At 68.3% G+C, this 21,019-nt stretch carries 20 protein-coding genes; 14 read left to right on the top strand and 6 right to left on the bottom strand.

Annotated elements, in window-relative coordinates; all coding sequences use genetic code 11:
• Positions 1 to 80: 80 nt before the first annotated feature.
• From ABZ004_RS12715 to hutI, 4 genes are read left to right on the top strand one after another with little or no spacing between them, the layout of a single operon-like run.
• On the top strand, positions 81 to 1,007 hold the full coding sequence (locus ABZ004_RS12715) for an ABC transporter substrate-binding protein (RefSeq protein WP_355679959.1): 927 nt from the start codon (positions 81 to 83) through the stop codon (positions 1,005 to 1,007).
• Positions 1,004 to 2,197 carry an allantoate amidohydrolase gene (locus tag ABZ004_RS12710; RefSeq protein WP_355679958.1) on the top strand — a complete coding sequence of 398 codons (1,194 nt, stop codon included), beginning with the start codon at positions 1,004 to 1,006 and terminating at the stop codon, positions 2,195 to 2,197. The genes ABZ004_RS12715 and ABZ004_RS12710 overlap by 4 nt, the downstream gene beginning before the upstream one ends.
• Complete coding sequence (locus ABZ004_RS12705; RefSeq protein WP_355679957.1) at positions 2,194 to 3,507, top strand: formimidoylglutamate deiminase; 1,314 nt, start codon at positions 2,194 to 2,196, stop codon at positions 3,505 to 3,507. Before ABZ004_RS12710 ends, ABZ004_RS12705 begins: the two co-directional genes overlap by 4 nt.
• On the top strand, positions 3,504 to 4,700 hold the full coding sequence (hutI, locus tag ABZ004_RS12700) for an imidazolonepropionase (protein ID WP_355679956.1): 1,197 nt from the start codon (positions 3,504 to 3,506) through the stop codon (positions 4,698 to 4,700). Before ABZ004_RS12705 ends, hutI begins: the two co-directional genes overlap by 4 nt.
• A gap of 12 nt (positions 4,701 to 4,712) precedes the next feature.
• Here the strand turns inward: hutI and ABZ004_RS12695 are convergent, their stop codons facing one another.
• Complete coding sequence (locus tag ABZ004_RS12695) at positions 4,713 to 5,093, bottom strand: hypothetical protein (protein ID WP_355679955.1); 381 nt, start codon at positions 5,091 to 5,093, stop codon at positions 4,713 to 4,715.
• 292 nt (positions 5,094 to 5,385) lie between these two features.
• Between ABZ004_RS12695 and ABZ004_RS12690 the strand changes: the two genes are divergently transcribed.
• Positions 5,386 to 6,342, top strand: coding sequence for a sialidase family protein (locus tag ABZ004_RS12690; RefSeq protein ID WP_355679954.1), 957 nt, complete (start codon positions 5,386 to 5,388; stop codon positions 6,340 to 6,342).
• A 309-nt stretch (positions 6,343 to 6,651) separates the two neighbouring features.
• Entirely contained in the window at positions 6,652 to 6,822 is a 171-nt protein-coding gene (locus ABZ004_RS12685; RefSeq protein ID WP_355679953.1) for a hypothetical protein, read from the top strand.
• Here the strand turns inward: ABZ004_RS12685 and ABZ004_RS12680 are convergent.
• Both ABZ004_RS12680 and ABZ004_RS12675 read right to left on the bottom strand, forming a co-directional pair.
• Positions 6,819 to 7,205 (bottom strand): hypothetical protein, encoded by a 387-nt coding sequence (locus ABZ004_RS12680; RefSeq protein ID WP_355679952.1) that lies wholly within the window; start codon positions 7,203 to 7,205, stop codon positions 6,819 to 6,821. The genes ABZ004_RS12685 and ABZ004_RS12680 overlap by 4 nt on opposite strands.
• Positions 7,206 to 7,218: 13 nt before the next feature.
• A complete protein-coding gene (locus tag ABZ004_RS12675) occupies positions 7,219 to 7,689 on the bottom strand; it encodes a GNAT family N-acetyltransferase (RefSeq protein WP_355679951.1) in 471 nt (156 codons plus the stop codon).
• Positions 7,690 to 7,945: 256 nt separating this feature from the next.
• Between ABZ004_RS12675 and dnaK the strand changes: the two genes are divergently transcribed.
• The 5 genes from dnaK (at position 7,946) to ABZ004_RS12650 (ending at position 12,941) form a co-directional block, all read left to right on the top strand.
• Positions 7,946 to 9,814 (top strand): molecular chaperone DnaK, encoded by a 1,869-nt coding sequence (gene dnaK / locus ABZ004_RS12670; protein WP_355680022.1) that lies wholly within the window; start codon positions 7,946 to 7,948, stop codon positions 9,812 to 9,814.
• The gene (gene grpE / locus ABZ004_RS12665; protein ID WP_355679950.1) at positions 9,811 to 10,485 is read left to right on the top strand and encodes a nucleotide exchange factor GrpE; all 675 of its coding nucleotides are present in this window, start codon (positions 9,811 to 9,813) and stop codon (positions 10,483 to 10,485) included. The genes dnaK and grpE overlap by 4 nt, the downstream gene beginning before the upstream one ends.
• Before the next feature lie 24 nt (positions 10,486 to 10,509).
• A complete protein-coding gene (gene dnaJ, locus ABZ004_RS12660; RefSeq protein WP_355679949.1) occupies positions 10,510 to 11,685 on the top strand; it encodes a molecular chaperone DnaJ in 1,176 nt (391 codons plus the stop codon).
• Positions 11,685 to 12,140, top strand: a complete 456-nt coding sequence (locus tag ABZ004_RS12655; RefSeq protein WP_355679948.1) for a helix-turn-helix transcriptional regulator — start codon at positions 11,685 to 11,687, stop codon at positions 12,138 to 12,140. The genes dnaJ and ABZ004_RS12655 overlap by 1 nt, the downstream gene beginning before the upstream one ends.
• A gap of 264 nt (positions 12,141 to 12,404) precedes the next feature.
• Entirely contained in the window at positions 12,405 to 12,941 is a 537-nt protein-coding gene (locus ABZ004_RS12650) for a GNAT family N-acetyltransferase (RefSeq protein WP_355679947.1), read from the top strand.
• Here the strand turns inward: ABZ004_RS12650 and ABZ004_RS12645 are convergent.
• Genes ABZ004_RS12645 through ABZ004_RS12635 form a run of 3 tightly spaced genes read right to left on the bottom strand, consistent with a single transcriptional unit; the run spans position 12,908 to position 16,508 of the window.
• A complete protein-coding gene (locus ABZ004_RS12645; protein WP_355679946.1) occupies positions 12,908 to 14,089 on the bottom strand; it encodes a glycosyltransferase 87 family protein in 1,182 nt (393 codons plus the stop codon). The genes ABZ004_RS12650 and ABZ004_RS12645 overlap by 34 nt on opposite strands.
• Positions 14,086 to 15,303 (bottom strand): glycosyltransferase 87 family protein, encoded by a 1,218-nt coding sequence (locus ABZ004_RS12640; protein WP_355679945.1) that lies wholly within the window; start codon positions 15,301 to 15,303, stop codon positions 14,086 to 14,088. The genes ABZ004_RS12645 and ABZ004_RS12640 overlap by 4 nt, the downstream gene beginning before the upstream one ends.
• Complete coding sequence (locus ABZ004_RS12635; protein WP_355679944.1) at positions 15,300 to 16,508, bottom strand: glycosyltransferase 87 family protein; 1,209 nt, start codon at positions 16,506 to 16,508, stop codon at positions 15,300 to 15,302. The genes ABZ004_RS12640 and ABZ004_RS12635 overlap by 4 nt, the downstream gene beginning before the upstream one ends.
• Positions 16,509 to 16,650: 142 nt before the next feature.
• Between ABZ004_RS12635 and ABZ004_RS12630 the strand changes: the two genes are divergently transcribed.
• From ABZ004_RS12630 to ABZ004_RS12620, 3 genes are read left to right on the top strand one after another with little or no spacing between them, the layout of a single operon-like run.
• The gene (locus tag ABZ004_RS12630; protein WP_355679943.1) at positions 16,651 to 18,573 is read left to right on the top strand and encodes a sensor histidine kinase; all 1,923 of its coding nucleotides are present in this window, start codon (positions 16,651 to 16,653) and stop codon (positions 18,571 to 18,573) included.
• Positions 18,570 to 20,345, top strand: a complete 1,776-nt coding sequence (locus ABZ004_RS12625) for an ATP-binding protein (RefSeq protein WP_355679942.1) — start codon at positions 18,570 to 18,572, stop codon at positions 20,343 to 20,345. The genes ABZ004_RS12630 and ABZ004_RS12625 overlap by 4 nt, the downstream gene beginning before the upstream one ends.
• Positions 20,342 to 21,004: a response regulator transcription factor gene (locus ABZ004_RS12620; protein WP_355679941.1), complete on the top strand. Its 663-nt coding sequence runs from the start codon at positions 20,342 to 20,344 to the stop codon at positions 21,002 to 21,004. Before ABZ004_RS12625 ends, ABZ004_RS12620 begins: the two co-directional genes overlap by 4 nt.
• The last annotated feature ends 15 nt before the right edge of the window (positions 21,005 to 21,019 follow it).

Below are 21,019 nucleotides of genomic sequence, written 5' to 3'. Positions count from 1 at the left end.
CTGTCCGACGTACCTGCTGAACTGGGAACCTGGAACATCCATCGGCACCCGCCGGTGGCTACGAGACTCTGGAGGCTCTCGTGTTGAGATCCACACTCATCCGTACTGCGATCGCCGGGGCGGCGGTGCTCGGCCTGGCTGGTTGTGGGGGTGGGGACCAGCTCGGTAGCGACAACGCGGGCACCTCGCCCGCACCGTCGAAGGTGTCGAGCATCACCGTCGGCTCGGCCGACTTCTCCGAAAGCCAGTTGATCGCGGAGATCTACGGCCAGGCGCTTGCCGCCAAGGGGATCGAGGTGAAGAAGAAGCCGAACATCGGCAACCGCGAGACCTACATGGCCGCGATCAAGGACGGCTCGGTCGACCTGGTACCGGAGTACACCGGTGCCGCCCTGGCGTACTTCGACAAGAACTCCACCGAGACCGACCCGGACAAGGCGTACGACGCACTGAAGGCGGCCCTGACGCCCGGGCTCGAGGTGCTGGACAAGTCGCCGGCCGCCGACGAGGACACCATCGTGGTGACCAAGGCGACCGCGGACAAGTACAGCCTGAAGTCGCTGGCCGACCTGAAGGCGGTCGGCAAGGAGCTGGTCGCGGGCGGCAGCTCGGAGTTCAAGGTCCGCGCAGCCGGTCTGAAGGGGCTGAAGGAGAAGTACGGCGTCGAGTTCAAGGAGTACAAGACGCTGGACGCGGGCGGCCCGCTGAGCATCAAGGCGCTGGAGGACAACAAGATCCAGGTGACGAATCTGTTCACCACCCAGTCGGTGATCAAGGAGCAGGGGCTGGTCCAGCTGGACGACCCCGAGCACATCCTGCCGCCGAACAACGTCGTTCCGCTGATCCGGACCGACCACAAGTCGGACGAGATCGCCGCGACGCTGAACGCGGTCGACGCCAAGCTCACCACCGACGCGCTGACCGACCTGGTCAAGCGCATCGACGTCGGCAAGGAGAGCGCGGACGCGGTCGCCAAGGACTGGCTGTCGAAGAACCCGCTGTCTTGACCGACTCCTTCGAGGCGATGTGGGCGGATCTGGCCGCCATCGGCAAGGACCCCGCCACCGGCGGCTACCACCGAGGCGGCTGGACCCCCACCGAGCGGGCGGCGACCAACTGGTTCACCGACCAGTGCGCCACCCGTGGCCTTTCCCTGGAATCAGACGGTCTCGGCAACCTGGTCGCTTGGTGGGGTTCGTCTGATGCGCCTGGTGTCGTGACTGGGTCTCATCTGGACTCTGTCATCGATGGTGGGGCGTTTGATGGGCCGTTAGGGGTTGTTTCTGCTCTGGCGGCGGTGGATCGGTTGCGGGCTGAGGGGTTTGTGCCTTCGGTGCCGATCGGGGTGGGGGCCTTCGTCGAGGAGGAAGGGTCGCGGTTCGGGATGCCTTGTCTGGGGTCCCGGGTCGCGACCGGAGTGCTTCCGGCGGAGAAGGCTCTGGCGTTGAAGGATCGGGCCGGTACGCCGTTGTCGGAAGCACTCTCCAAGCTGGGGATCGACCCGGCCGGAGTCGGACCGTCGCCGTTGCTCGAGCGGATGGGGACGTTCGTCGAACTGCATGTGGAACAAGGGCGCGCGTTGACCGCGCCGGTGGGAGTGGCGAGCTCGATCTGGCCGCACGGGCGGTTCCGGTTCACCTTCACCGGCGAGGCGAACCATGCCGGTACGACGTTGATGGAAGACCGGCACGACCCGATGATGACCTACGCGATGACCGCCCTCGCCGCCAACAAACAGGCCCGCCTGGCCGGCGCCCGCGCCACCTTCGGCCGGCTCTCGGTCGAGCCGAACGGGACCAACGCGGTGCCCTCGCAGGTGACCGCCTGGCTGGACGCCCGTGCCGCGACCGACGAGGTGCTCCAGTCGTTGCTCTCGGCAATCACCCGGCAGGCTGTCGAGCGAGCCGAGCGGGACGGGACGAGCGTCGAGGTGACGCCTGAATCGGTCTCGCCGATCGTGGAGTTCCAGCCGGGACTCCGTGACCGGCTGGCCGCAGTACTGGATGATGCGCCGGTGCTGCCGACGGGCGCCGGGCACGATGCGGGCGTGTTCTCGGATGCGGGGATCCCGACCGCGATGCTGTTCGTGCGGAATCCGACCGGGATCTCGCATTCGCCGGCCGAGTATGCGGAGATGGACGACTGCCTGGCGGGAGTCGACGCGCTGGCCGCAGTACTGAAGGATCTCGCGAAATGACGGCGTACTGGTGTGAACAGGCCTTGCTCCCAACCGGGCTGGCCTCCGGCGTCCTCGTGACGGTTGTGGACGGGCGATTCACCTCTGTCTCCGCGGATGCTGTCGCCGGCGACGCGGTGCGGTTGAACGGAATTGTCGTTCCTGGGTTGGCGAATTGCCACAGTCACGCGTTCCATCGGGCGTTGCGTGGTCGCACCCAGACCGAGCGCGGGACGTTCTGGACGTGGCGAGAGCAGATGTACTCCGTGGCGTCGGTGCTCACGCCGGACAGCTACTACCAGCTCGCTCGCGCCGTCTACGGCGAGATGGTGCTGGGCGGGATCACTGCGGTGGGGGAGTTCCACTATCTTCACCACGCGCCCGGTGGCAAGCGGTACGACGATCCGAACGCGATGGGCCAGGCGTTGATCGCGGCGGCGCAGGATGCCGGGCTGCGGATCACCTTGCTCGACACGTGTTACGTGGCAGGCGGAATCGACCAGCCGCTGAACGAGACGCAGCAGCGCTTCAGCGACGGAGACGCGTCCGCATGGGCTTCCCGGGTGCTGTCGCTGACCGGCTTTTCGGAGGACGTCGTGATCGGGGCAGCCGCCCATTCGGTGCGTGGGGTTCCGCTCGAGCAGTTGGGTGCGGTGGCGGCCGCGTTGCCGACCGCGCCGTTGCACATCCACATGTCCGAGCAGGTCGCGGAGAACGAGGCGTGTTTGGCGGCGTACGGGCGTACTCCGGCGCAGGTGCTCGACGAGACCGGCTTCCTCGATGCGCGGACGAGCGCTGTCCACGCGACCCACTTGACGCCGGTCGACGTCGGATTGCTCGGCAGCTCCGCGACGTACTCGTGTTTCTGTCCGACGACCGAACGGGATCTCGCGGACGGCATCGGGCCGTCGGTCGCGCTGCGCGACGCGGGGTCGCGGCTGACGTTGGGGTCCGACAGTCACGCGGTGATCGACCTGTTCGAGGAGATGCGTGCGGTGGAGCTGGACGAACGGCTTGCTTCGCAAGAACGCGGGCACTGGTCGGCCGCCGAGTTGCTGACCGCCGCGACGGTTGATGGGCATCGGTCGCTGGGGTTCGCCGATGCCGGGGTGATCGAGGTCGGAGCGCGCGCGGATCTGGTCGCCGTACGGACCTCTGGTGTGCGGACGGCCGGAACTGGTGCTTCCGTGGAGACTTTGGTGTTTGCTGCTTCGGCTCTCGATGTGTCCGACGTCATCGTGTCCGGGCGGCAGGTGGTTGCTGATGGCAATCATGTGAAGCTGGATGTGGCGGCCGAGCTGGCCGCGTCGATCTCGGCGGTGACGCGATGAGCTCGCTGTTGCTGACCGGGATCGGATCCCTGGTGACCAACGATCCCGCGAGGGGTGCACTGCCCGGCGGCGCGGCTGCTGACGGAACGGCCGCCCTCGGTGAGGTGCGCGACGCGGCGGTCGTGATCGAAGGGTCGCGGTTCGCCTGGGTCGGGTCGCGCCGGGATGCGCCCGCGGCGGACGCCTCGCTGGATCTCGGCGGCTGCGCGGTGATCCCGGGCTTCGTGGACTCGCATTCGCACCTGGTGTTCGCGGGGGACCGGGCCGAGGAGTTCGCGGCGCGGATGGCCGGTACGCCGTACAGCGCGGGCGGCATCCGTACGACGGTCGCCGCGACCAGGGCTGCCTCGGACGAGCAGTTGACCGCGAACGTGGCGCGGCTCGTCACCGAGATGCGCCGGCAGGGTACGACGACCGTGGAGATCAAGTCCGGCTACGGACTCACCGCCTTCGACGAGGCACGCGCGTTGGCGATCGCGTCGGACTTCACCGAGGAGACGACCTATCTCGGGGCGCATGTGGTGCCGCCTGAGTTCGCGGACGACCCGGCCGGCTACGTCTCGCTGGTGACCGGCGCGATGCTGGAGGGCGCCGCGAAGCACGCGAAGTGGGTCGACGTGTTCGTCGAGAAGGGCGCCTTCGACGCGGACCAGGCGCGGGCGATCCTGACCGCCGGGGCCGCCAAGGGACTCGGCCTGCGGGTCCACGCGAACCAACTGGGCCAAGGCCCCGGCGTCCAACTCGCCTGCGAACTGGGTGCAGCCGCCGCCGACCACTGCACCCACCTCTCCGACGCCGACGTCGACGCCCTCGCCTCCTCCGGCGTCGTCGCGGGTCTCCTTCCGGCCGTCGAGTTCTCCACCCGCTCGCCGTACCCCGACGCCCGCCGCCTCCGCTCTGCTGGCGTCACCATCGCCCTGGCCAGCGACTGCAACCCCGGCTCCTGCTACTCCTCCTCGATGCCCCTCTGCATCGCCCTGGCCGTCCGCGAGATGCACCTAACCCCCGCCGAAGCCCTCTGGTCAGCCACCGCCGGCGGCGCCACCTCCCTCCGCCGCCCCGACCTGGCCCAGATAACCCCCGGCACCCAAGCCGACCTAGCCGTCCTGGACGCCCCCACCTACCTACACCTCGCCTACCGCCCCGGCGTCCCTTTGGTAACCCAGACCTACGTCAAGGGCCGCCCGGTGTGAACCGCCACGCCATCAGTACTGCGCCTCGGCACGCAGTTGCCCCGGTGGACGACGCTCAGACCTGGCAGATCCGGGTCGGGATTCCCTGGAGTACCGGATCATTCGCCAGCCGAGGAGAGTCAGGTTGGTATACCGGCGGCAATCCCGGGCCAGCGCGGCGCGAGTGCTGTGATGGGCGAAGCCGTCGGTCTCCAGCCCGATCCGGCCGAGCGGATCACCGATGTCGATCCGGGCCAGGAATCGGCCGTGCCGGACGGTGACCTGCGGGCTGAAGCCTTCGATGCCGGCCTCGAGCAAGATCGCTCGCAGGACGGACTCGAGTGCTGACTCGGCTCGCCCGTCGGCGACCTCGGCGACCCGTCGCGCCGCCGCCCGGCCCGGGCCGTGCACCATCGGCCATGCTGAAAGGCTGCCGCAAAGTGGCTGGCCGCCGCGGAGGTTATCCACAGGCGGACCGCGACGCCATCAGCAGGCGGACCGTCACGCCATCGGCACAGGCGGACCGCCACGCCATCAGTAGGCCGGAATTTGGCGGCGCCGCCCGCTGGTCTTGCGCTGGTGTGACCGCCTGCGGGCGGTGGCGAGCGGAGTACTGATGGTGTGGCGGTCCGGTTAACTGGGCTCCATGTCGCGAATCGTGGTCGCCAGGAGCGTCCGGGGGCAGTTGGCTTACTTTCCGAGTGCGGTGCGGACTCGGGATGGGCGGGTTGTGGTGGTGTGGCGGGAGGGGGCGGAGCATGTGCGGAGTGTGGGGCGGATCGTGCTGGCGGAGTCTGCCGACGGGATGGAGTGGTCGGAGTCTCGGGTTGTGGTGGACAGCTTGTACGACGACCGGGATCCGATGGTGGTGGAGCTTGCCAATGGGGAGTTGTTGCTGAGCTGGTTCCAGATCGACTGGTCGGTGCGGCCGTATGTGTGTCCGGGGGTCCTCGTCGCGCGGTCGACCGATGGTGGGCTGACCTGGGAGGAGCCGGTGGCTGTCGGGTCGCAGATGGTGCAGGAGACCGAAGAGGTTTGGCACAGGTTTCGCAGCGGGCACATCGTGGCGCACGGGCAGATCCTCGAGTTGCCCGACGGGGATCTGCTGGCACCGGTTTACGGGGTGTTCCCCGGCGACGCGTGTCACTCGGCGAGCGTGGTGCGGTCGACCGACGGTGGGCGGACTTGGCCCGCGCACACGGAGGTGCTGCTGGGCAGGCAGAAGGATCGTGAGTACCTCGAGCCGGTGCTGACCCTGTTGCCCGGCGGACAGGTGGTTGCGTTGTTGCGGACCGACGAAGAGGCCGCGCTCGTGAGGTCCGACGACAACGGGCTGACCTGGTCCGACCCCGAGCCGTGTGGGCTCCATGCCGCTTCGGCGGACACGCTGACCTTGTCCGACGGCGCCGTACTGGTTGCCTTCGGCGACGTCTCCAAACGCTTCAACCCCGGCCGCCCGACCGTCGCGACGATCGTCAGGGACCCCCTCGGACCCTGGGACGCCGACCCGCTGCGCCTGGTCATCGATGCCGGCCAAGACACCTGGGATCAATCGAACCCAGCCGTGGTCGAGCTCCCCGGCGATCGCCTGCTGATCATCAGCTACGACATCTTCACCCGCGAGATCGTCGGCGAGATCCTCCCTCGCGCCGCGCTCCGATAAACCGGGTGCGCCAACGACCGGCACTGGTCATCCTGGTCGCATGAACATCGCGAAGCGCCTCATCGCCAACTTCAGCTGGACCTGAGACCGCAGCGTCTACTCCGGGTACGCCGACCTGACCGGCTGGTGGCGCGACCCCGAGCTACTCCGTGAGCTCGGCCCCGCCCTGGGCAGCCTGTACGACGTACGCCCCACCGTCGTCCTCGGACCGGTGTCGCGGGGTTCCCTGGTCGGTGCCCTGACCGCCGCGGCGCTCGGGGTCGGCTTCGTCGAGGTCCGCAAGAACGCGGGACCGGCGACCGGGTACTGATGGTCGACGACTGGGCTGCGACCGGAGAAACGGCGCGGGTGGTCCGTGGGTTGGTGGACGACTGCGGCGCTGAGTGGATCGGCGCCGCGTGCATCGTCGACGCTCTACGCGATGCACGCTTTCGCCGCGACCTACCGCTGAGGGCCCTGCTCGACGTACGGACGCTCTAGCGAAGGTAGCCAGGGGCAGCGGTCACGCCGCTGTACGCCGAGAGGGTCTGCGTCTGCGTGTTCCGCACCTGGTGCGGGCCGCTGGTGGAGACCGTGATGAGCGCGAGTTCCCGCCACTCGATGGACCAGGAGCCGCACGGGTCGAGCCAGCGGATCCCGGTCGCATCGACTGCGAGCTGGCGTCGGCGGAAGAACGTTCTGGCTCGGAGCAGCGGAATTGCGGCAGGCAGCATGCACAGCGCGGCGGAGACGAAGAAGGTGACCCGGACGCTGCCGGCTGCCAGGACGCCTCCGGCCAGGCAGGCAACGCCAAGCAGACCGAGCAGGATGCACCCGGTCAGGATCTTCTTGGTATTACCAGCGGAGACGTCGACCGTAGTCATCCGCTCAATGTAGCTACTCGGCGAGTTCCTTCGAGAGCATTGCGCTGGTGGTGTGGTTGGGGCGAGTGAGTTTGCCGACCTCGACGAAGCCGCGGGCGGCGTGGAAGGCGAGCGATGCGATGTCGGGCGGGTCGGACTGGACCCGGGCGACCAGCCGGTCGAACGGCTTGGCGGCCCGTTCGACGGCGCGGTAGACCGAGGTCGCGATCCCGGTCCGGCGGTGGGCCTCGGCGACCACGATCCGGTCCAGGTGCAGGAACCGGTCGGCGTACGTCGCGTTGAACCACTGGAAGTCGAGGCTGTCATGGGCGGAGCCGGGGGCGAAGGTGAGGACGAAGGCGGCGACCTCGTCCTCGATCTCCACCACGGCGGCATGGGCGGCGATCAGCCGGAGCCAGTCCAGCCGGTCGGGGCCCAGCGGGTCCGTCTGCTCGACCGCGGCTGCGTTCAGCGCGAGCACGGCCGGCTCGTCGGCAGAGGTCATGGGGCGGAGTTTCACAGGCCCCACCCTCCCACGCGCGGTGCCTTCCGCGGCAGGGGTCTGATCAGGGCAGAACGCGCCGGCGCCCTGACCGATCCCCGAAAAACCTGGCCCGGGGTTGGGAATGACCTCGGGGTACGGCAATGTTGAGCCAGGTGAACTCAAGTCTTGCCGATCGGACCTAGGTCCTGATTTGAATCCGGACCCCCGGAGAGGCAACATTGAGTCTGCATCACTCAACTTCGTGGAGGTAACGCACATGGCCCGCGCGGTCGGTATCGATCTCGGTACGACGAACTCTGTCATCGCCGTACTGGAAGGTGGCGAGCCCACCGTCATCCCCAACGCCGAGGGAGCGCGTACGACGCCCTCGGTCGTGGCCTTCGCCAAGAACGGCGAGGTCCTGGTCGGCGAGGTGGCCAAGCGCCAGGCCACCACGAACGTCGACCGCACCATCCGGTCCGTCAAGCGCCACATGGGCGAGGACTGGTCGGTCAGCATCGACGGCAAGAAGTTCACCCCGCAGCAGATCAGCGCCTTCGTGCTGCAGAAGCTGAAGCGGGACGCCGAGGCGTACCTCGGGGAGCAGGTCACGGACGCGGTCATCACCGTGCCGGCCTACTTCTCCGACGCGCAGCGCCAGGCGACCAAGGAGGCCGGCGAGATCGCCGGTCTGAACGTGCACCGGATCGTCAACGAGCCGACCGCGGCCGCGCTGGCGTACGGGCTGGACAAGGGCACCGAGCAGACCATCCTGGTCTTCGACCTCGGTGGCGGCACCTTCGACGTGTCGCTGCTGGAGATCGGCGACGGCGTCTTCGAGGTGAAGGCGACCAGCGGTGACAACCACCTCGGTGGTGACGACTGGGACCTGCGCATCGTCCAGTGGCTGGTGACCCAGTTCAAGAACAAGAACGGCACCGACCTGTCCGGCGACAAGATGGCCATGCAGCGTCTGCAGGAGGCCGCCGAGAAGGCCAAGATCGAGCTGTCCAGCGCTGCTGAGACGTCGATCCACCTGCCGTACCTGAGCCTGACCGACTCCGGCCCGCTGCACCTGGAGGAGAAGCTCTCCCGGGCCGAGTTCCAGAAGCTCACCAACGACCTGCTCGAGCGCGCCCGCGCCCCGTTCAAGGCCGTCATCAAGGACGCCGGCATCGACGTGAGCAAGATCGACCACGTCATCCTGGTCGGTGGCTCCACCCGGATGCCCGCCGTGGCCGAACTGGTCAAGGAGCTGACCGGTGGCAAGGACCCGAACAAGGGTGTGAACCCGGACGAGGTCGTCGCCGTCGGCGCCAGCCTGCAGGCCGGTGTGCTGAAGGGTGAGGTCAAGGACGTCCTGCTGCTCGACGTGACCCCGCTGAGCCTGGGCATCGAGACGAAGGGTGGCGTGTTCACCAAGATCATCGAGCGCAACACCACGATCCCGACCAAGGGTTCGGAGATCTTCACCACGGCCGAGGACAACCAGCCGTCGGTGATGATCCAGGTCTACCAGGGCGAGCGCGAGATGGCCCGCGACAACAAGTCGCTCGGCAACTTCGAGCTGACCGGCCTGCCGCCGGCGCCGCGGAACGTGCCGCAGATCGAGGTCACCTTCGACATCGACGCGAACGGCATCGTGCACGTGAACGCCAAGGACCTGGCCACCGGCAAGGAGCAGCGGATGACGGTGACCGGTGGCTCCGCGCTGCCGAAGACCGACATCGACCAGATGGTCCGCGACGCCGAGCAGTACGCCGAGGAGGACCGCAAGCGCCGCGAGGCCGTCGAGTCCCGCAACCAGGCGGAGGGCTTGGTCTACCAGACCGAGAAGTTCCTGCAGGAGAACGAGGACAAGATCCCCGACGACGTCAAGACCGAGGTCAAGGACGGCGTCAGCGAGCTGAAGAAGGCGCTCGAGGGTGAGGACGCCGACGTGATCAAGACCGCGTCGGAGAAGCTCGCCCAGTCCAGCCAGAAGATGGGTGCCGCGATGTACGCGAACGCCCAGGCCGCCGGCACCGCGGACGAGAGCACCTCGAGCGACGAGAGCACGAACAGCAGCACCGACGACGACGTGGTCGACGCGGAGATCGTGGACGAGGACCGCCCGCAGGACAGCAAGCCTGAGGACACCAAGTGACCGATCGCCCGAACCCTGGCAGCGAGTTCGGTGACGGCGAGCCCGTCATCCGCGACAAGCGCCGGATCGACCCGGAGACGGGGAACCTGCGGGAGCCCGAGGCTCCCGCAGGGGCGGCAGCGCCCGGTACGCCGGGCGCACAGCCGCCGCGCGACCCGTCCGACCTGATCGGCGGGCCATCGGCGCAGGAGGCCCTGCTGACCGAAGCCCTGGCGGAACGTACCGCCGACCTGCAGCGCCTGCAGGCGGAGTACGTGAACTACAAGCGCCGGGTGGACCGCGACCGGGAGGCGAACCGCGAGGTCGTCATCGGTTCGGTGCTGACCGAGTTGCTGCAGACCCTGGACGACATCGGGCGGGCCCGCGAGGCGGGCGAGCTCGAGGGTGCGTTCAAGGCGGTGGCCGAGTCGGTCGAGCGGGTCACCGAGAAGCTCGGCCTGACGAAGTACGGTGAGGTGGGCGACCCGTTCGACCCGCGGATCCACGAGGCCCTGCTGCACAACTACTCCGACGAGGTGGACGGTCCGACCGCGACGCTGGTGATGCAGCCGGGGTACCGCCTCGGCGACCGGATCCTGCGGGCGGCAAGGGTCGCCGTCTCCGAGCCGACCGAGCAGTTGCCCGAGGCAAAGCCTGATGAGTCGGGCGACAGTGAAAAGCCTGCTGAGTAGGCGAATCGAGGAGGTGGGGCGTCGATGAGTACGAAAGACTGGTTGGAGAAGGACTTCTACAAGGTTCTCGGCGTCTCCAAGACCGCTGAGCAGGACGAGATCAAGAAGTCGTACCGCAAGCTGGCGCGCAAGTACCACCCGGACTCCAACGCCGGGGACGCGTCGGCCGAGGCGAAGTTCAAGGAGGTCTCCGAGGCGTACGACGTGGTCGGGGACCCCAAGAAGCGCAAGGAGTACGACGAGGCGCGCCGGTTGTTCGGCAGCGGCGGGTTCCGGATGCCGGGCAGCGGTGGCACCACCGGCGGCCAGGGCGGTTTCGGCTTCGACGTCGGTGACCTGTTCAACCGGTCGGGCTCGACGAGTGGCGGCGGGCTCGGCGACATCCTGGGCGGCATGTTCGGCGGTGGTGGCCGGACCACGACCACCACGTCGACGGCCCGGCCGCGGCGCGGTGCCGACATCGAGACCGAGGCGACGATCGAGTTCGCCGAGGCCGTCAACGGTGTCACCGTCGCGCTCCGGATGACCAGCGACGAACCCTGCAAGACGTGCCGCGGCACCGGCGCGAAGTACGGAACTGTTCCGAAGGTCTGCCTCAAGTGCGAAGGCACCGGTATGCAGACCTCGGTCCAGGGCGGTGTCTTCGCGATGACGGAGCCGTGCACCGAGTGCAAGGGGCGTGGCCTGGTCGTGGACCAGCCTTGTGAGACCTGCCACGGCTCCGGCCGCGGCCAGTCGAGCAAGACCATGCAGGTTCGCATCCCGGCGGGTGTGCAGGACAACCAGCGGATCCGGTTGAAGGGCAAGGGTGCGGCCGGCGAACGAGGTGGCCCCGCGGGTGACCTCTATGTCAGCGTGCACGTGAAGCCGCACCGGATCTTCGGGCGGCAGGGCGAGCACCTGACGCTGGCGGTGCCGGTGAGCTTCACCGAGGCCGCGCTGGGTGCCGAGATCAAGGTGCCGACCCTGGACGGGCTCCCCGTCACCGTGCGGATCCCCGCCGGTACTGCGAACGGCAGCAAGCTGCGCGTCCGTGGCAAGGGATCGGTCCGGCGGGACGGCACCAAGGGCGACCTGCTGCTCACCATCGAGGTGCAGGTGCCGCACGAGTTGACCGACGAGCAGCGCGAGAAACTGCAGGAGTTCAACACGGCATCGGCCCAGCCCGACCTGCGCGCCGGGTTGTTCGGGAGCTCCTGATGGGGATCCCGTTCAGCCAGGTGCCGACCTGGGACGACCGCACCCCGATCTACGTGATCTCGGTGGCGGCGCAGCTGGCGGGCATGCATCCGCAGACGCTGCGGCAGTACGACCGGCTGGGGCTTGTCACGCCCAGCCGGGCGTCCGGCCGCGGCCGGCGCTACTCGGCGTACGACGTGGCGAAGCTGCGGTACGTGCAGCATTTGTCACAGGAAGAGGGTGTGAATCTCGCGGGGATTCGGCACATCCTCGAGCTACAGTCGGAGGTGGAAGGTCTGCGCAAGCGGGTCAACCAGCTGCTGGCTGAAGTCCAACGGGGTGTCGGTGTCTCCCGCCAGCACACCAACAGCCGGGTCTTCTCGGCTGGGCCGGCCGGCGACGTGATCGCGATGGGCCGGCAGCAGACCACCACCCGGTGGATCCGCACCCAGCCGCTGGAACTCGGCCGCCACTGAACCTCCGGAACCCCTTCCTCCGAAGGAGTTCCGGCTCCCCCCGGAGGCACCCCATCCCCCCAGGCGCCTCCGGGCCCGGAGACAGTCGACCCCACGACAGTCCCCGGATGAACCGGAGACAGTCGTACCCCCCACGACATCTCCGGACGGCCGGAGGTCGTCCATCCCCCAGGACACCTCCGGCCACCCCCGTTCACCTGTTGATCACCTAAGAGTTCACCGCGAACCTGTCGCGCCGGGTCGTCTGCCGCCTACTCTGGCGAAGTGACGCTCACCTTGGAGACCGACCGGTTGCTGATCCGGGACTGGGAAGAAGACGACGCCGAAGCCGCCCAGGAGATCTACGGATCCGCCGATGTGGCGCAATGGCTGTCGCCCGCGATCGAGAAGGTCACCGACGAGGCGACCATGCGGGCCATCCTGCGGGCCTGGATCGAGGCCCAGCCGAACTTCGTCGTCCCGGCCGGGCGCTTCGCGGTGGTCCGCAAGGACGACAACGAGGTGATCGGCGGACTGCTGATCCGGCTGCTCCCGCCGTACGAGGAGGACCTGGAGATCGGCTGGCAGTTTCGGCCGTCGGCCTGGGGTAACGGTTTCGCCAGCGAGGCGAGCAAGGCACTGATGGGCTGGGCCTTCAGCACCGGTGACGTGGACGAACTGTTCGCCGTCGCCCGGCCGAACAACAAGCGCGCGATCGGCACGGCCCGCCGGCTCGGGATGGAATGGGTCGGCGAGACCGACAAGTACTACGACCTCAACCTGCAGGTCTACCGGATCCGCGCCGCCGACTTCAAACCCTGACGGACAACGGCCGGCCGCGGCAAGAAGGCAGCAACGATCAGGAAAGCCAGCCCGATCAGCACGTACCCCGAACCCAGAAGGTGCTCAGGCAACGACCATCCGCGCCCTTCGGGATTCAGGAACTGATGCGGCCCGGTCACGAAGTCGGCCAGTACGACGATCGTCGCCGCCAGCATCCACTTGCTCTGCCGCGCGTGCTTGATCAGCAGCAGCGAGGCGGGCGCGATCCACACCCAGTGGTGCGACCAACTGACCGGCGACGACAGCAGTCCCCAGACAGCGATCACCAGCAACGCCAGTACATCCTTCCCGGCCGTCCTGGCCCGATAGGCACCAACAGCAGCCAGTACGCCGCTAGCCAGCACCAGAGCCACCCAAGTGAGAGTCCGTAGCGGCCCATCCGTCATGGTCCGCTGCAGCACCGCCTGGAAACATTGGTTGAACGCGTACGTCGCTCCGCCGATCCGGTCGGGGTCGAAGAGCACACCGAACCAGTACTGCGCGGAGTCGGCCGGCGCGAGTAGCCAGCCCAGCAGGCCGAGGCCGGCGAAGGTCCCGAGCGCGACGGCCGCCTCACGAAACTGACGCCGTACCAGGAAATAGAGGACGAAGACTGCCGGGGTGAGCTTGATCGCCGCCGCGAGGCCGATCAGCATCCCGCGCGGCCAGCGGGTCTGCGGCAGCAGGCAGTCGAGCGAGACCAGGCCCATCAGGATCAGATTGATCTGGCCGAACCCGATCGTCGAGCGGACCGGTTCGAAGGCCAGTCCGAGGACGACGATCAGCAGGCCGAGCATCGTCGCGCGCCGACCGTCGCCGTACAGGCGCTGTGCGACGAGCACCATGGTCGCGCTGAAGGCTGCCGTACTGGCCACGCACATCACGAGCGAGGCCAGTGGAAAGGGAAGGAGGTGCAAGGGAACGAACAGCACCGCCGCAAGCGGGGGATAGGTGAACGGCAGCGCGATGCCGGGCACGTGCTTCCCGAAGTCCTCCGAGTAGAGCCTGACGTCATGCAGCCAGGCGTAGCCACCGGTGCGGTAAACCTTCAAGTCAAGTGCACCGGAGATCAGCAGGTAGAGCAACGGAGTGACCGAGACGGCTATCAGCAAGAGGCGGTAGAGCTGCTTGTCCTGCAGGGCTTTCATGAGGTGACCTTTCGGCGGGTGAAGACCAGAGCGCCCGCGATCGCTAGGACTGCGCAGAGGGCATAGGCGTTGGTGCTCAGCGCTCTGCTGCTGAGCGGTTCGTGCGGCTCGTACTGCGCCTTCCAGGGCAGGCCGACGGTGAAGGTGATGCTCCACAGCAGCGCAGCCGTGCCCAGGCCGGCCGCAAGCCTGGTGTGGCGCGCCCGGAAGGCCTCGTACGTCCGCAGCCAGCCGACGATGCCGATCGGCAACGCCCACACCCAGTGGGTCGTCCAGGAGATCGGCGAGATCAACAAACCGGTGGTTGCCGCAAGCAACATCGCCTCGAAGGTGTGGCCGCGCTCGTGGACGCGGCGCGCCGCCAGCAGCCCGAAGACACAAACGGCCGGTACCACGAGCAGCAGAAGCGGCGCGGAACCACCGGCCAGCCGCGCTATGACGCCGCGCAGCGACTGGTTGCTGGCGAGCTCGCCGTGTCCAGCGCGGCCCGGATCGAACAGATAGCCGGTCCAGTAGTTCAGCGAGGCGGTCGGCATCGCCAGCGCGCCGGCGACCACCGTTCCGGCCGTCGCCGCGGTGGCGACGGAGGCCTCGCGGTATTTGCGGACGACCAGCAGATAAAGAATGAAGATGCCCGGCGTCAGCTTGATCCCGGTGGCGATCCCGATCAGTACTCCCCGGAACCGGTACGGCGTAATGCCGAGCAGGTCGACGAGCACCATCGCCATCAGGACCAGGTTCACCTGGCCGAGGTCGAACGTGGACGCCACCGGCTCGACCTTCACGGCGATGGCGGCACAGGCGATCGTCGCAAGCACGATGCGGTGACGCGGCCACGCCGGACGGACGGCCCGCGTGATCAGCCAGCCGATGAGCAGCAGACTGACCATCGAGGAGCCGAACATGAGCGCCCGGCCACCTGCCGTCCCGGCCAGCACCAGGGGCACGAAGCAGAGCACGGCGAAGGGTGGGTAGGTGAACCCGAGCTCGAGCTTCGAGACCAGGTGGCCGGTGTAGATGTCCGACCCGGTCAGGAACTCCTTGGTGGCCACCACATAGACGTTCAGGTCGTAGCGGAAGTCGGTCGGCGGCCAGCGATGACAGCAGTAACCGAGGACAACGATCAGGCCGGCGACGGCGACCAGCACACGGCGTACGGACCGCGCACCGGTCCGTCGCCGCGGCTGTTCGACGCGGGTGGGGGCAACGGTCACCGGACGACCGGCGGCTTGGCCGTGGTGAACCAGGCGACGGCCAGCAAGGCGATGCCGGCGAGCGTGTAGGAGTTGCCGACCAGCGCCTGCAGGAAGGTGTGGTGGTACTCCTTGTCGTCGGCCCATGGCGCCATCCAGGGCAGACCCAGCGCGAAGACGACCGTCCACGCGGCGGCGAAGACCCGGCCGCCGCTACCCAGCCGGTACGCCGAGGTCGCCCAGGACCAGACCACGGCGGTCGCGGGCAGTGCCCAGACCCAGTGGTTCGACCATGAGATGGGCGAGACGAGCAGTCCGGCGAAACCGGTGACCACGAGCGCGTCCAGCGGACGTCCGAGCCCGTGCAGACGCTTGGCGACGGCCAGTCCGGCGACGGCAGTGACCGCAGCCGCGAGCAACCAGAGCAGTCCGGTGAGGTCAGAGTTCCGGGTGATCCGTGTGATCGCTCCGCGGAGTGACTGATTGCTGATGTACTGCGCGGGTCCCGGGCGGCTCGGGTCGAAGATGTATCGGGTCCAGAAGGCGACCGTCGGCCCGGGCATCACCAGGTAGCCGAGCAGGATGGTCGCCGCGGTAGTGGCGGAGGCGATCGCGGCCTCCCGGAAGCGGCGGGTCACCAGTAGGAACACGATGAAGATTCCCGGCGTGAGTTTGATGCCGGTGGCAACACCTACGAGGACGCCGCGGAACCGGCGCGGGGTGTGGCCGAGCAGGTCGGCCATCAGCAACGCCATCAGCAGCAGGTTGACCTGGCCCATGCCGAAGGTGGCCGAGACCGGCTCCAGTAGCAGGCCCGCCGCCGCGCAGACGAGACCGGCCAGCATCAGCCGGTCCTTGCTCCACTGCGGGCGGAGCGCGCGGGCGATCATCGATCCGATCGCGAGCAGGGAGATGCCGGACACCAGGGTCAGCAGTAGCTTGGCGAACTCCTGGCCGACCGCGAGCGGGGCCAGCAGGATCGCGGCGAACGGCGGGTAGGTGAACCCGAGCAGCATGCCGGGATACTGGTGGTGGACCTCGTAGATGTTCTGGCCGTCGACGAAGCCACGAGCGGCAGCGAAGTAGACCCGCAGATCGGACATCGACGAGGTGGGTGGCCAGATCAGCAGGATGCCGGCGAGCAGGGCCAGAGCGCCCGCGACCGACCCGATCGGCCGGAGCCGGGAGCGGGCCGGCGCGGGCCGGAGTACGGGACTTGTGGTCATGTTTTCGACTCTGCTGGCCGGGCACCCCCGGCCACATCGCCGTCAAGTGCCCTCCGAGGTCACCGCGACGAATGACGCGGCACGAGTCGGTGTCACTCCAAAGAGTGACGGCCTGGGCCTCCCGGGGCCGCAGAATGAAGGGGTGAACGAAGCGATCGCGCCTGCCCGGCTCCGGCCCGGGGACGGACGCCGGCTACCGGCTGCCATCAGCCGGCGGTTGGCGCGGGACGCCTTCACGCTGGACGCCCTGCTGGCGATCGCCGGGCTCGCTATCACCCAGGTGCGGATCGTCCAGTCCGACCACGGCTGGCCGTACGCACCGATCGCGTTCCAGGTGATCGTTGCCGTCGCGCCCGCGTTGGTTGCGATCCGTCGGGTGGATCCGGTGCTGGCCGCGGGAGGGCTGGCGCTCGGCGCCTACACCTCGTTGCTGCTCGGGCAGACCGACTGGGTGTTGTTGATCGGCTGCGCGCTCGCGTTGTGGTCGCTGGCCGAACGCTGCCGTCCGGTGTTCACCATCGGCGTCACGGCGGTCGTGGTCATCGCCCCGCTGCTGGCTTCGGGATCGATCGGGCTGCTCGCCTGGAACCTCTACCCGGACATCTTCCAGGAGTTCACGGATCCGGACGGAACTCAGGGCTCGGCCGGCCGCACCCCATCAGCCGTGTTCGACCAGATCGAGACCATGTCCTGGCCGTGGTGGATCTCCGCCGCGCTGGCACTCGCCGGGTTGGCCGGACTCGCCTACCTGCGCCGGCGAAAGCGGCCGCAGGCCCTCGCCACCATCGGCGAACGCTTCGACGACATCCGCCGGGTGCTGGGCGAGCCCGACCACGCACTCGCGGTCGACCTGCTGCTCGGCACGGCGATCACCTCGCTGGTGCTGATGGACGTCTGGCACGGGAAGAACATCGGCAACTGGTGGAGCGCGCAGCACTGGATGCCCTACGCGATCGGATTCTCACCGCTCACCCTCGTACTCCGGCGGCGCTTCCCTGAGGTGCCCGTCGTGGTGATGACCGCAGCCGGCCTGCTGACCTACTGGCAGACGGAGGAGCGCTGGACCCTGCTCATCGGCCTGGTGATCGCGCTGTACTCGCTGGCGGTCCAACGCCCGCTGGTGATTGCGTTGCCGGTGGCAATCATCGCCCTGGCGGCACCGCCGGTCGTCGCGGCCACCGCCGGATTCGGACTGCTCTCGACGCTCTTCCCGGTGGTCAAGAACAGCTTGTTCGAGTCCGACGGGACCGAATTCAACTGGAACTACCAGGAGCTGGCCGGGCGTCAGTGGCCGTTCACGCTCTCGTTGAGCCTGTTGTTGCCGGTGTGCCTCGGGGTCGTCGGCCGGCTGTACCAGCGAACCAGGATCGCCCGGTTGCGCGAGGTCGAGCTCGAGGAGCAGAACAAGCAACGGGAGCAGACCCAGATCCTGCTCGAAGGCCGGTCGCAGATCGCCCGGGACCTGCACGACGTGGTCGCGCACCACGTGAACCTGATGGTGATCCAGGCCGAGACCGGACCGGACCTGGCTCAGCGCGACCTCGACGAGGTGCTGGCCGGGTTCCAGCGGATCGGCGACGCCGGCCGCCGGGCGCTGGGTGAGCTGGACCGGATGCTGTCGGCGCTCCGGGACGCCGACGGCCGGCCCGACCCGGCGCTGGCTCCGCAACCCGGGCTGGCCGAGATCGGCGAACTGGCGACCGGCCTGGCAGAGCAAGGGGTACCGGTGGAGGTCGAGATCCGGGGCAGCTTCGACGAGGTGCCGGCCGGCGTCCAGCTCACGGCGTACCGGCTGGTCCAGGAGGCGCTGACCAATGTGGTCAAGCACGCGGGGGCCGATGCGGTTCAGGTGCTGGTCGATCTCGGCTCGGGGGACGGCGTCCGGGTGTGGGTCACCGACGACGGCAAGGGCTTCGACCCCGACGGCGAGCGGGACGGCCGGCATGGGCTGACCGGGATGCACGAGCGGGTCCGGATCCACCACGGGACGCTGACGATCACGTCCAGCCCGGGAAGCGGGACCAAGGTCAGCGCCTGGCTGCCGACTCGTGAGGCGGCCGGGTGACGCTGTTACGAAGGTTCTTCGTCCACCGGTCGGCCGACGTCGTGCTGGCGGTGATCGGGCTGGCTGTCCTGCAGTACCGGATCGTCCAGGCGGCCCCGACCTGGCAGCACTCCCGGTCGTACCTGCTCGTGATCGTGGCGCTGGCCCCGGCGCTGATCGCGATCCGCCGCGTCGATCCGGTCACAGCGTCCATCGGCCTGACCGTGGGGGCGATCGGCTCCCTCCTGCTCGGGCAGATCGGCTGGGTGTCACTGGTCGGCCTCGCCCTTTCCTTGTGGTCGCTGCCTTCCCGGTGCAGGCTCGCGGTCTCCGTCCTGGTCACAGCTGTGGTCACCGCGTTGATGGTGGCCGCTGCGTTCTGGCACGCCGCGACGTCGGACCTGAAATGGTGGCAAGCAGGTCTGGTGCTGGTGATCGGACTCGCGGCCTTGCTTTTCCGGCGCCATGAGGTCAGGTCGGCCGGGACCGCCTGGCAGCGGCTGGACGACGTACGGGCCTTCGTACTGGATCCGGAGCGCCGCTGGGCCTTCGATCTGCTGCTCGCCTTCGCTGCCGCCTCGCTGGTGCTGCTCGAACTGCAGCACGACCGGGTGATCGGCAACTGGTGGAGCGCCCCGCACTGGATGCCGTTCGCGATCGGATTCTCGGTGATCATCCTGGCGCTGCGCCGGTACCGGCCCGTCGTGCCGGTGGTTGTGCTGACGGTCGCCTCCTTGCTGGCCTACTGGCAGACCTCTTTGTGCTGGACGCTGCTGGCTGCGCTCGCGTTCGCCCTGTTCTCGCTGGCCGTGCACCGGTCGCTGCGCTTTTCGTTGCCGATAGCAACGGGAGTGCTGGTTGCGGCCCCGTTGGTCGCGTGGCTGGTCCGCTATCCACAGATGGTGCTGATCTTCCCGGCGCTGAAGCATCAGCCGCTGACGAGTGGCGAGATCCACAACCCGCCGGATTTCCACTATCACAACGACATCTACGAGGGCATCGTCGATCGGCAGTGGCCGGTCAGCTTGTCGCTGGTGCTGGCGCTGGTCGTCCTGGCCGGGGTGCTGGTCCGGCTCTACCTGCGCAACCGTACGTCGGCGGCCCGCGAAGCAGCTCTCGAACAGCGGGCCGTCGAGCAGGATGCCGCGCAGGCCGTGCTGACCGAGCGGTCCTACATCGCCCGGGACCTGCACGATGTCGTGGCGCACGCGGTGAACTTGATGGTGATCCAGGCCGAGACCGGTCCGGACCTGCTGAAGCGTGGCGACGAGGAAGCGCTCGCCGGGTTTCAGCGGATCGGTGACGCCGGCCGGCGCGCGCTGGGTGAGCTGGACCGGATGCTGTCGGCGCTGCGAGATGCCGACGGCGTACCGGATCCGGCGTTGACCCCGCAGCCAGGACTCGGCGAGCTCGCCGGGCTCGCGGAGACGATGTCGGAGCAAGGATTGCCGGTGCGGCTCGAGGTCCGAGGTGAATCGGGCGGTGTGCCGGACGGGATCCAGCTCACGGCGTACCGGCTGGTGCAGGAGGCGCTCACGAATGTGGCGAAGCACGCCAAGGCGACCGCGGCCGCGATCCTGGTCGAGCGGGCCGCGACCGGTGTCGCGGTCTGGGTGCGGGACGACGGGCAGGGCTTCGACCCGGCCGTTCGGCCGGAGGGCCGGCACGGCCTGACCGGTATGCAGGAGCGGGTCCGGATCCATGCCGGCACCCTGACCATCACCTCCGCCCCCGGTGAAGGCACCACCATCAGCGCCTGGCTGCCGCTGGGAACGAAGGAGATGGCCGAGTGATCAAGGTGATGGTGGTCGACGACCAGGACCTGGTCCGGGACGGGATCTCGATGATCCTGGACGGGCAGCCGGACATCGAGGTGGTCGCGCAGGCCGTCGACGGATCGGATGCGCTGCACCAGGCGGGCGCGATCCTCGACCTCGGCGTGGTCCTGATGGACGTCCGGATGCCGGTGATGGACGGGATCGAGGCGACCCGCCGGCTGGTCGGTCGGCCGAACGCGCCGCGGGTGCTGATCCTGACCACCTTCGACCTGGACGAGTACGTGTACGACGCGTTGCGGGCCGGCGCGAGCGGTTTCCTACTGAAACGGTCGTCGCGTGACGAGCTGATCAACGCGGTCCGGGTGATCGCCGACGGGGACGCGCTGCTGGCGCCCCCGGTGACCCGGCGGCTGATCGACCGGTTCGCCGACAACCACCTGGATCCGGCAGTGGCGGAGCGGCTGGATGTCCTCACCGCCCGCGAGCGCGAGGTCCTGGTATTGGTTGCCAAGGGCAACTCGAATGCGGAGATCGCCGCCGCCCTGCACCTCACCGAACACACGGTGAAGACGCACGTCAGCCGCATGCTCACCAAGACCGGCCTCCGCGACCGCGTCCAGGCGGTCATCCTCGCCTATGACGCCGGCCTCGTCTCAGCCGGCCAACGGACCTAGTTCTGTCCTGTTCTC

Origin of the sequence: Kribbella sp. NPDC006257 (assembly GCF_040613535.1) — a bacterium.
GTDB lineage: Bacteria > Actinomycetota > Actinomycetes > Propionibacteriales > Kribbellaceae > Kribbella.
This window is presented reverse-complemented; position numbering and strand designations above follow the sequence as displayed.

What these genes read in the sequence shown, in the direction of transcription:
- ABZ004_RS12705 (WP_355679957.1), top strand. Translation starts at nt 2,194, where the DNA reads ATGACGGCGTACTGGTGTGAACAGGCCTTGCTCCCAACCGGGCTGGCC.
- hutI (WP_355679956.1), top strand. Translation starts at nt 3,504, where the DNA reads ATGAGCTCGCTGTTGCTGACCGGGATCGGATCCCTGGTGACCAACGAT.
- ABZ004_RS12695 (WP_355679955.1), bottom strand. Translation starts at nt 5,093, where the DNA reads ATGGTGCACGGCCCGGGCCGGGCGGCGGCGCGACGGGTCGCCGAGGTC.
- ABZ004_RS12685 (WP_355679953.1), top strand. Translation starts at nt 6,652, where the DNA reads ATGGTCGACGACTGGGCTGCGACCGGAGAAACGGCGCGGGTGGTCCGT.
- ABZ004_RS12680 (WP_355679952.1), bottom strand. Translation starts at nt 7,205, where the DNA reads ATGACTACGGTCGACGTCTCCGCTGGTAATACCAAGAAGATCCTGACC.
- ABZ004_RS12675 (WP_355679951.1), bottom strand. Translation starts at nt 7,689, where the DNA reads ATGACCTCTGCCGACGAGCCGGCCGTGCTCGCGCTGAACGCAGCCGCG.
- dnaK (WP_355680022.1), top strand. Translation starts at nt 7,946, where the DNA reads ATGGCCCGCGCGGTCGGTATCGATCTCGGTACGACGAACTCTGTCATC.
- dnaJ (WP_355679949.1), top strand. Translation starts at nt 10,510, where the DNA reads ATGAGTACGAAAGACTGGTTGGAGAAGGACTTCTACAAGGTTCTCGGC.
- ABZ004_RS12655 (WP_355679948.1), top strand. Translation starts at nt 11,685, where the DNA reads ATGGGGATCCCGTTCAGCCAGGTGCCGACCTGGGACGACCGCACCCCG.
- ABZ004_RS12645 (WP_355679946.1), bottom strand. Translation starts at nt 14,089, where the DNA reads ATGAAAGCCCTGCAGGACAAGCAGCTCTACCGCCTCTTGCTGATAGCC.
- ABZ004_RS12635 (WP_355679944.1), bottom strand. Translation starts at nt 16,508, where the DNA reads ATGACCACAAGTCCCGTACTCCGGCCCGCGCCGGCCCGCTCCCGGCTC.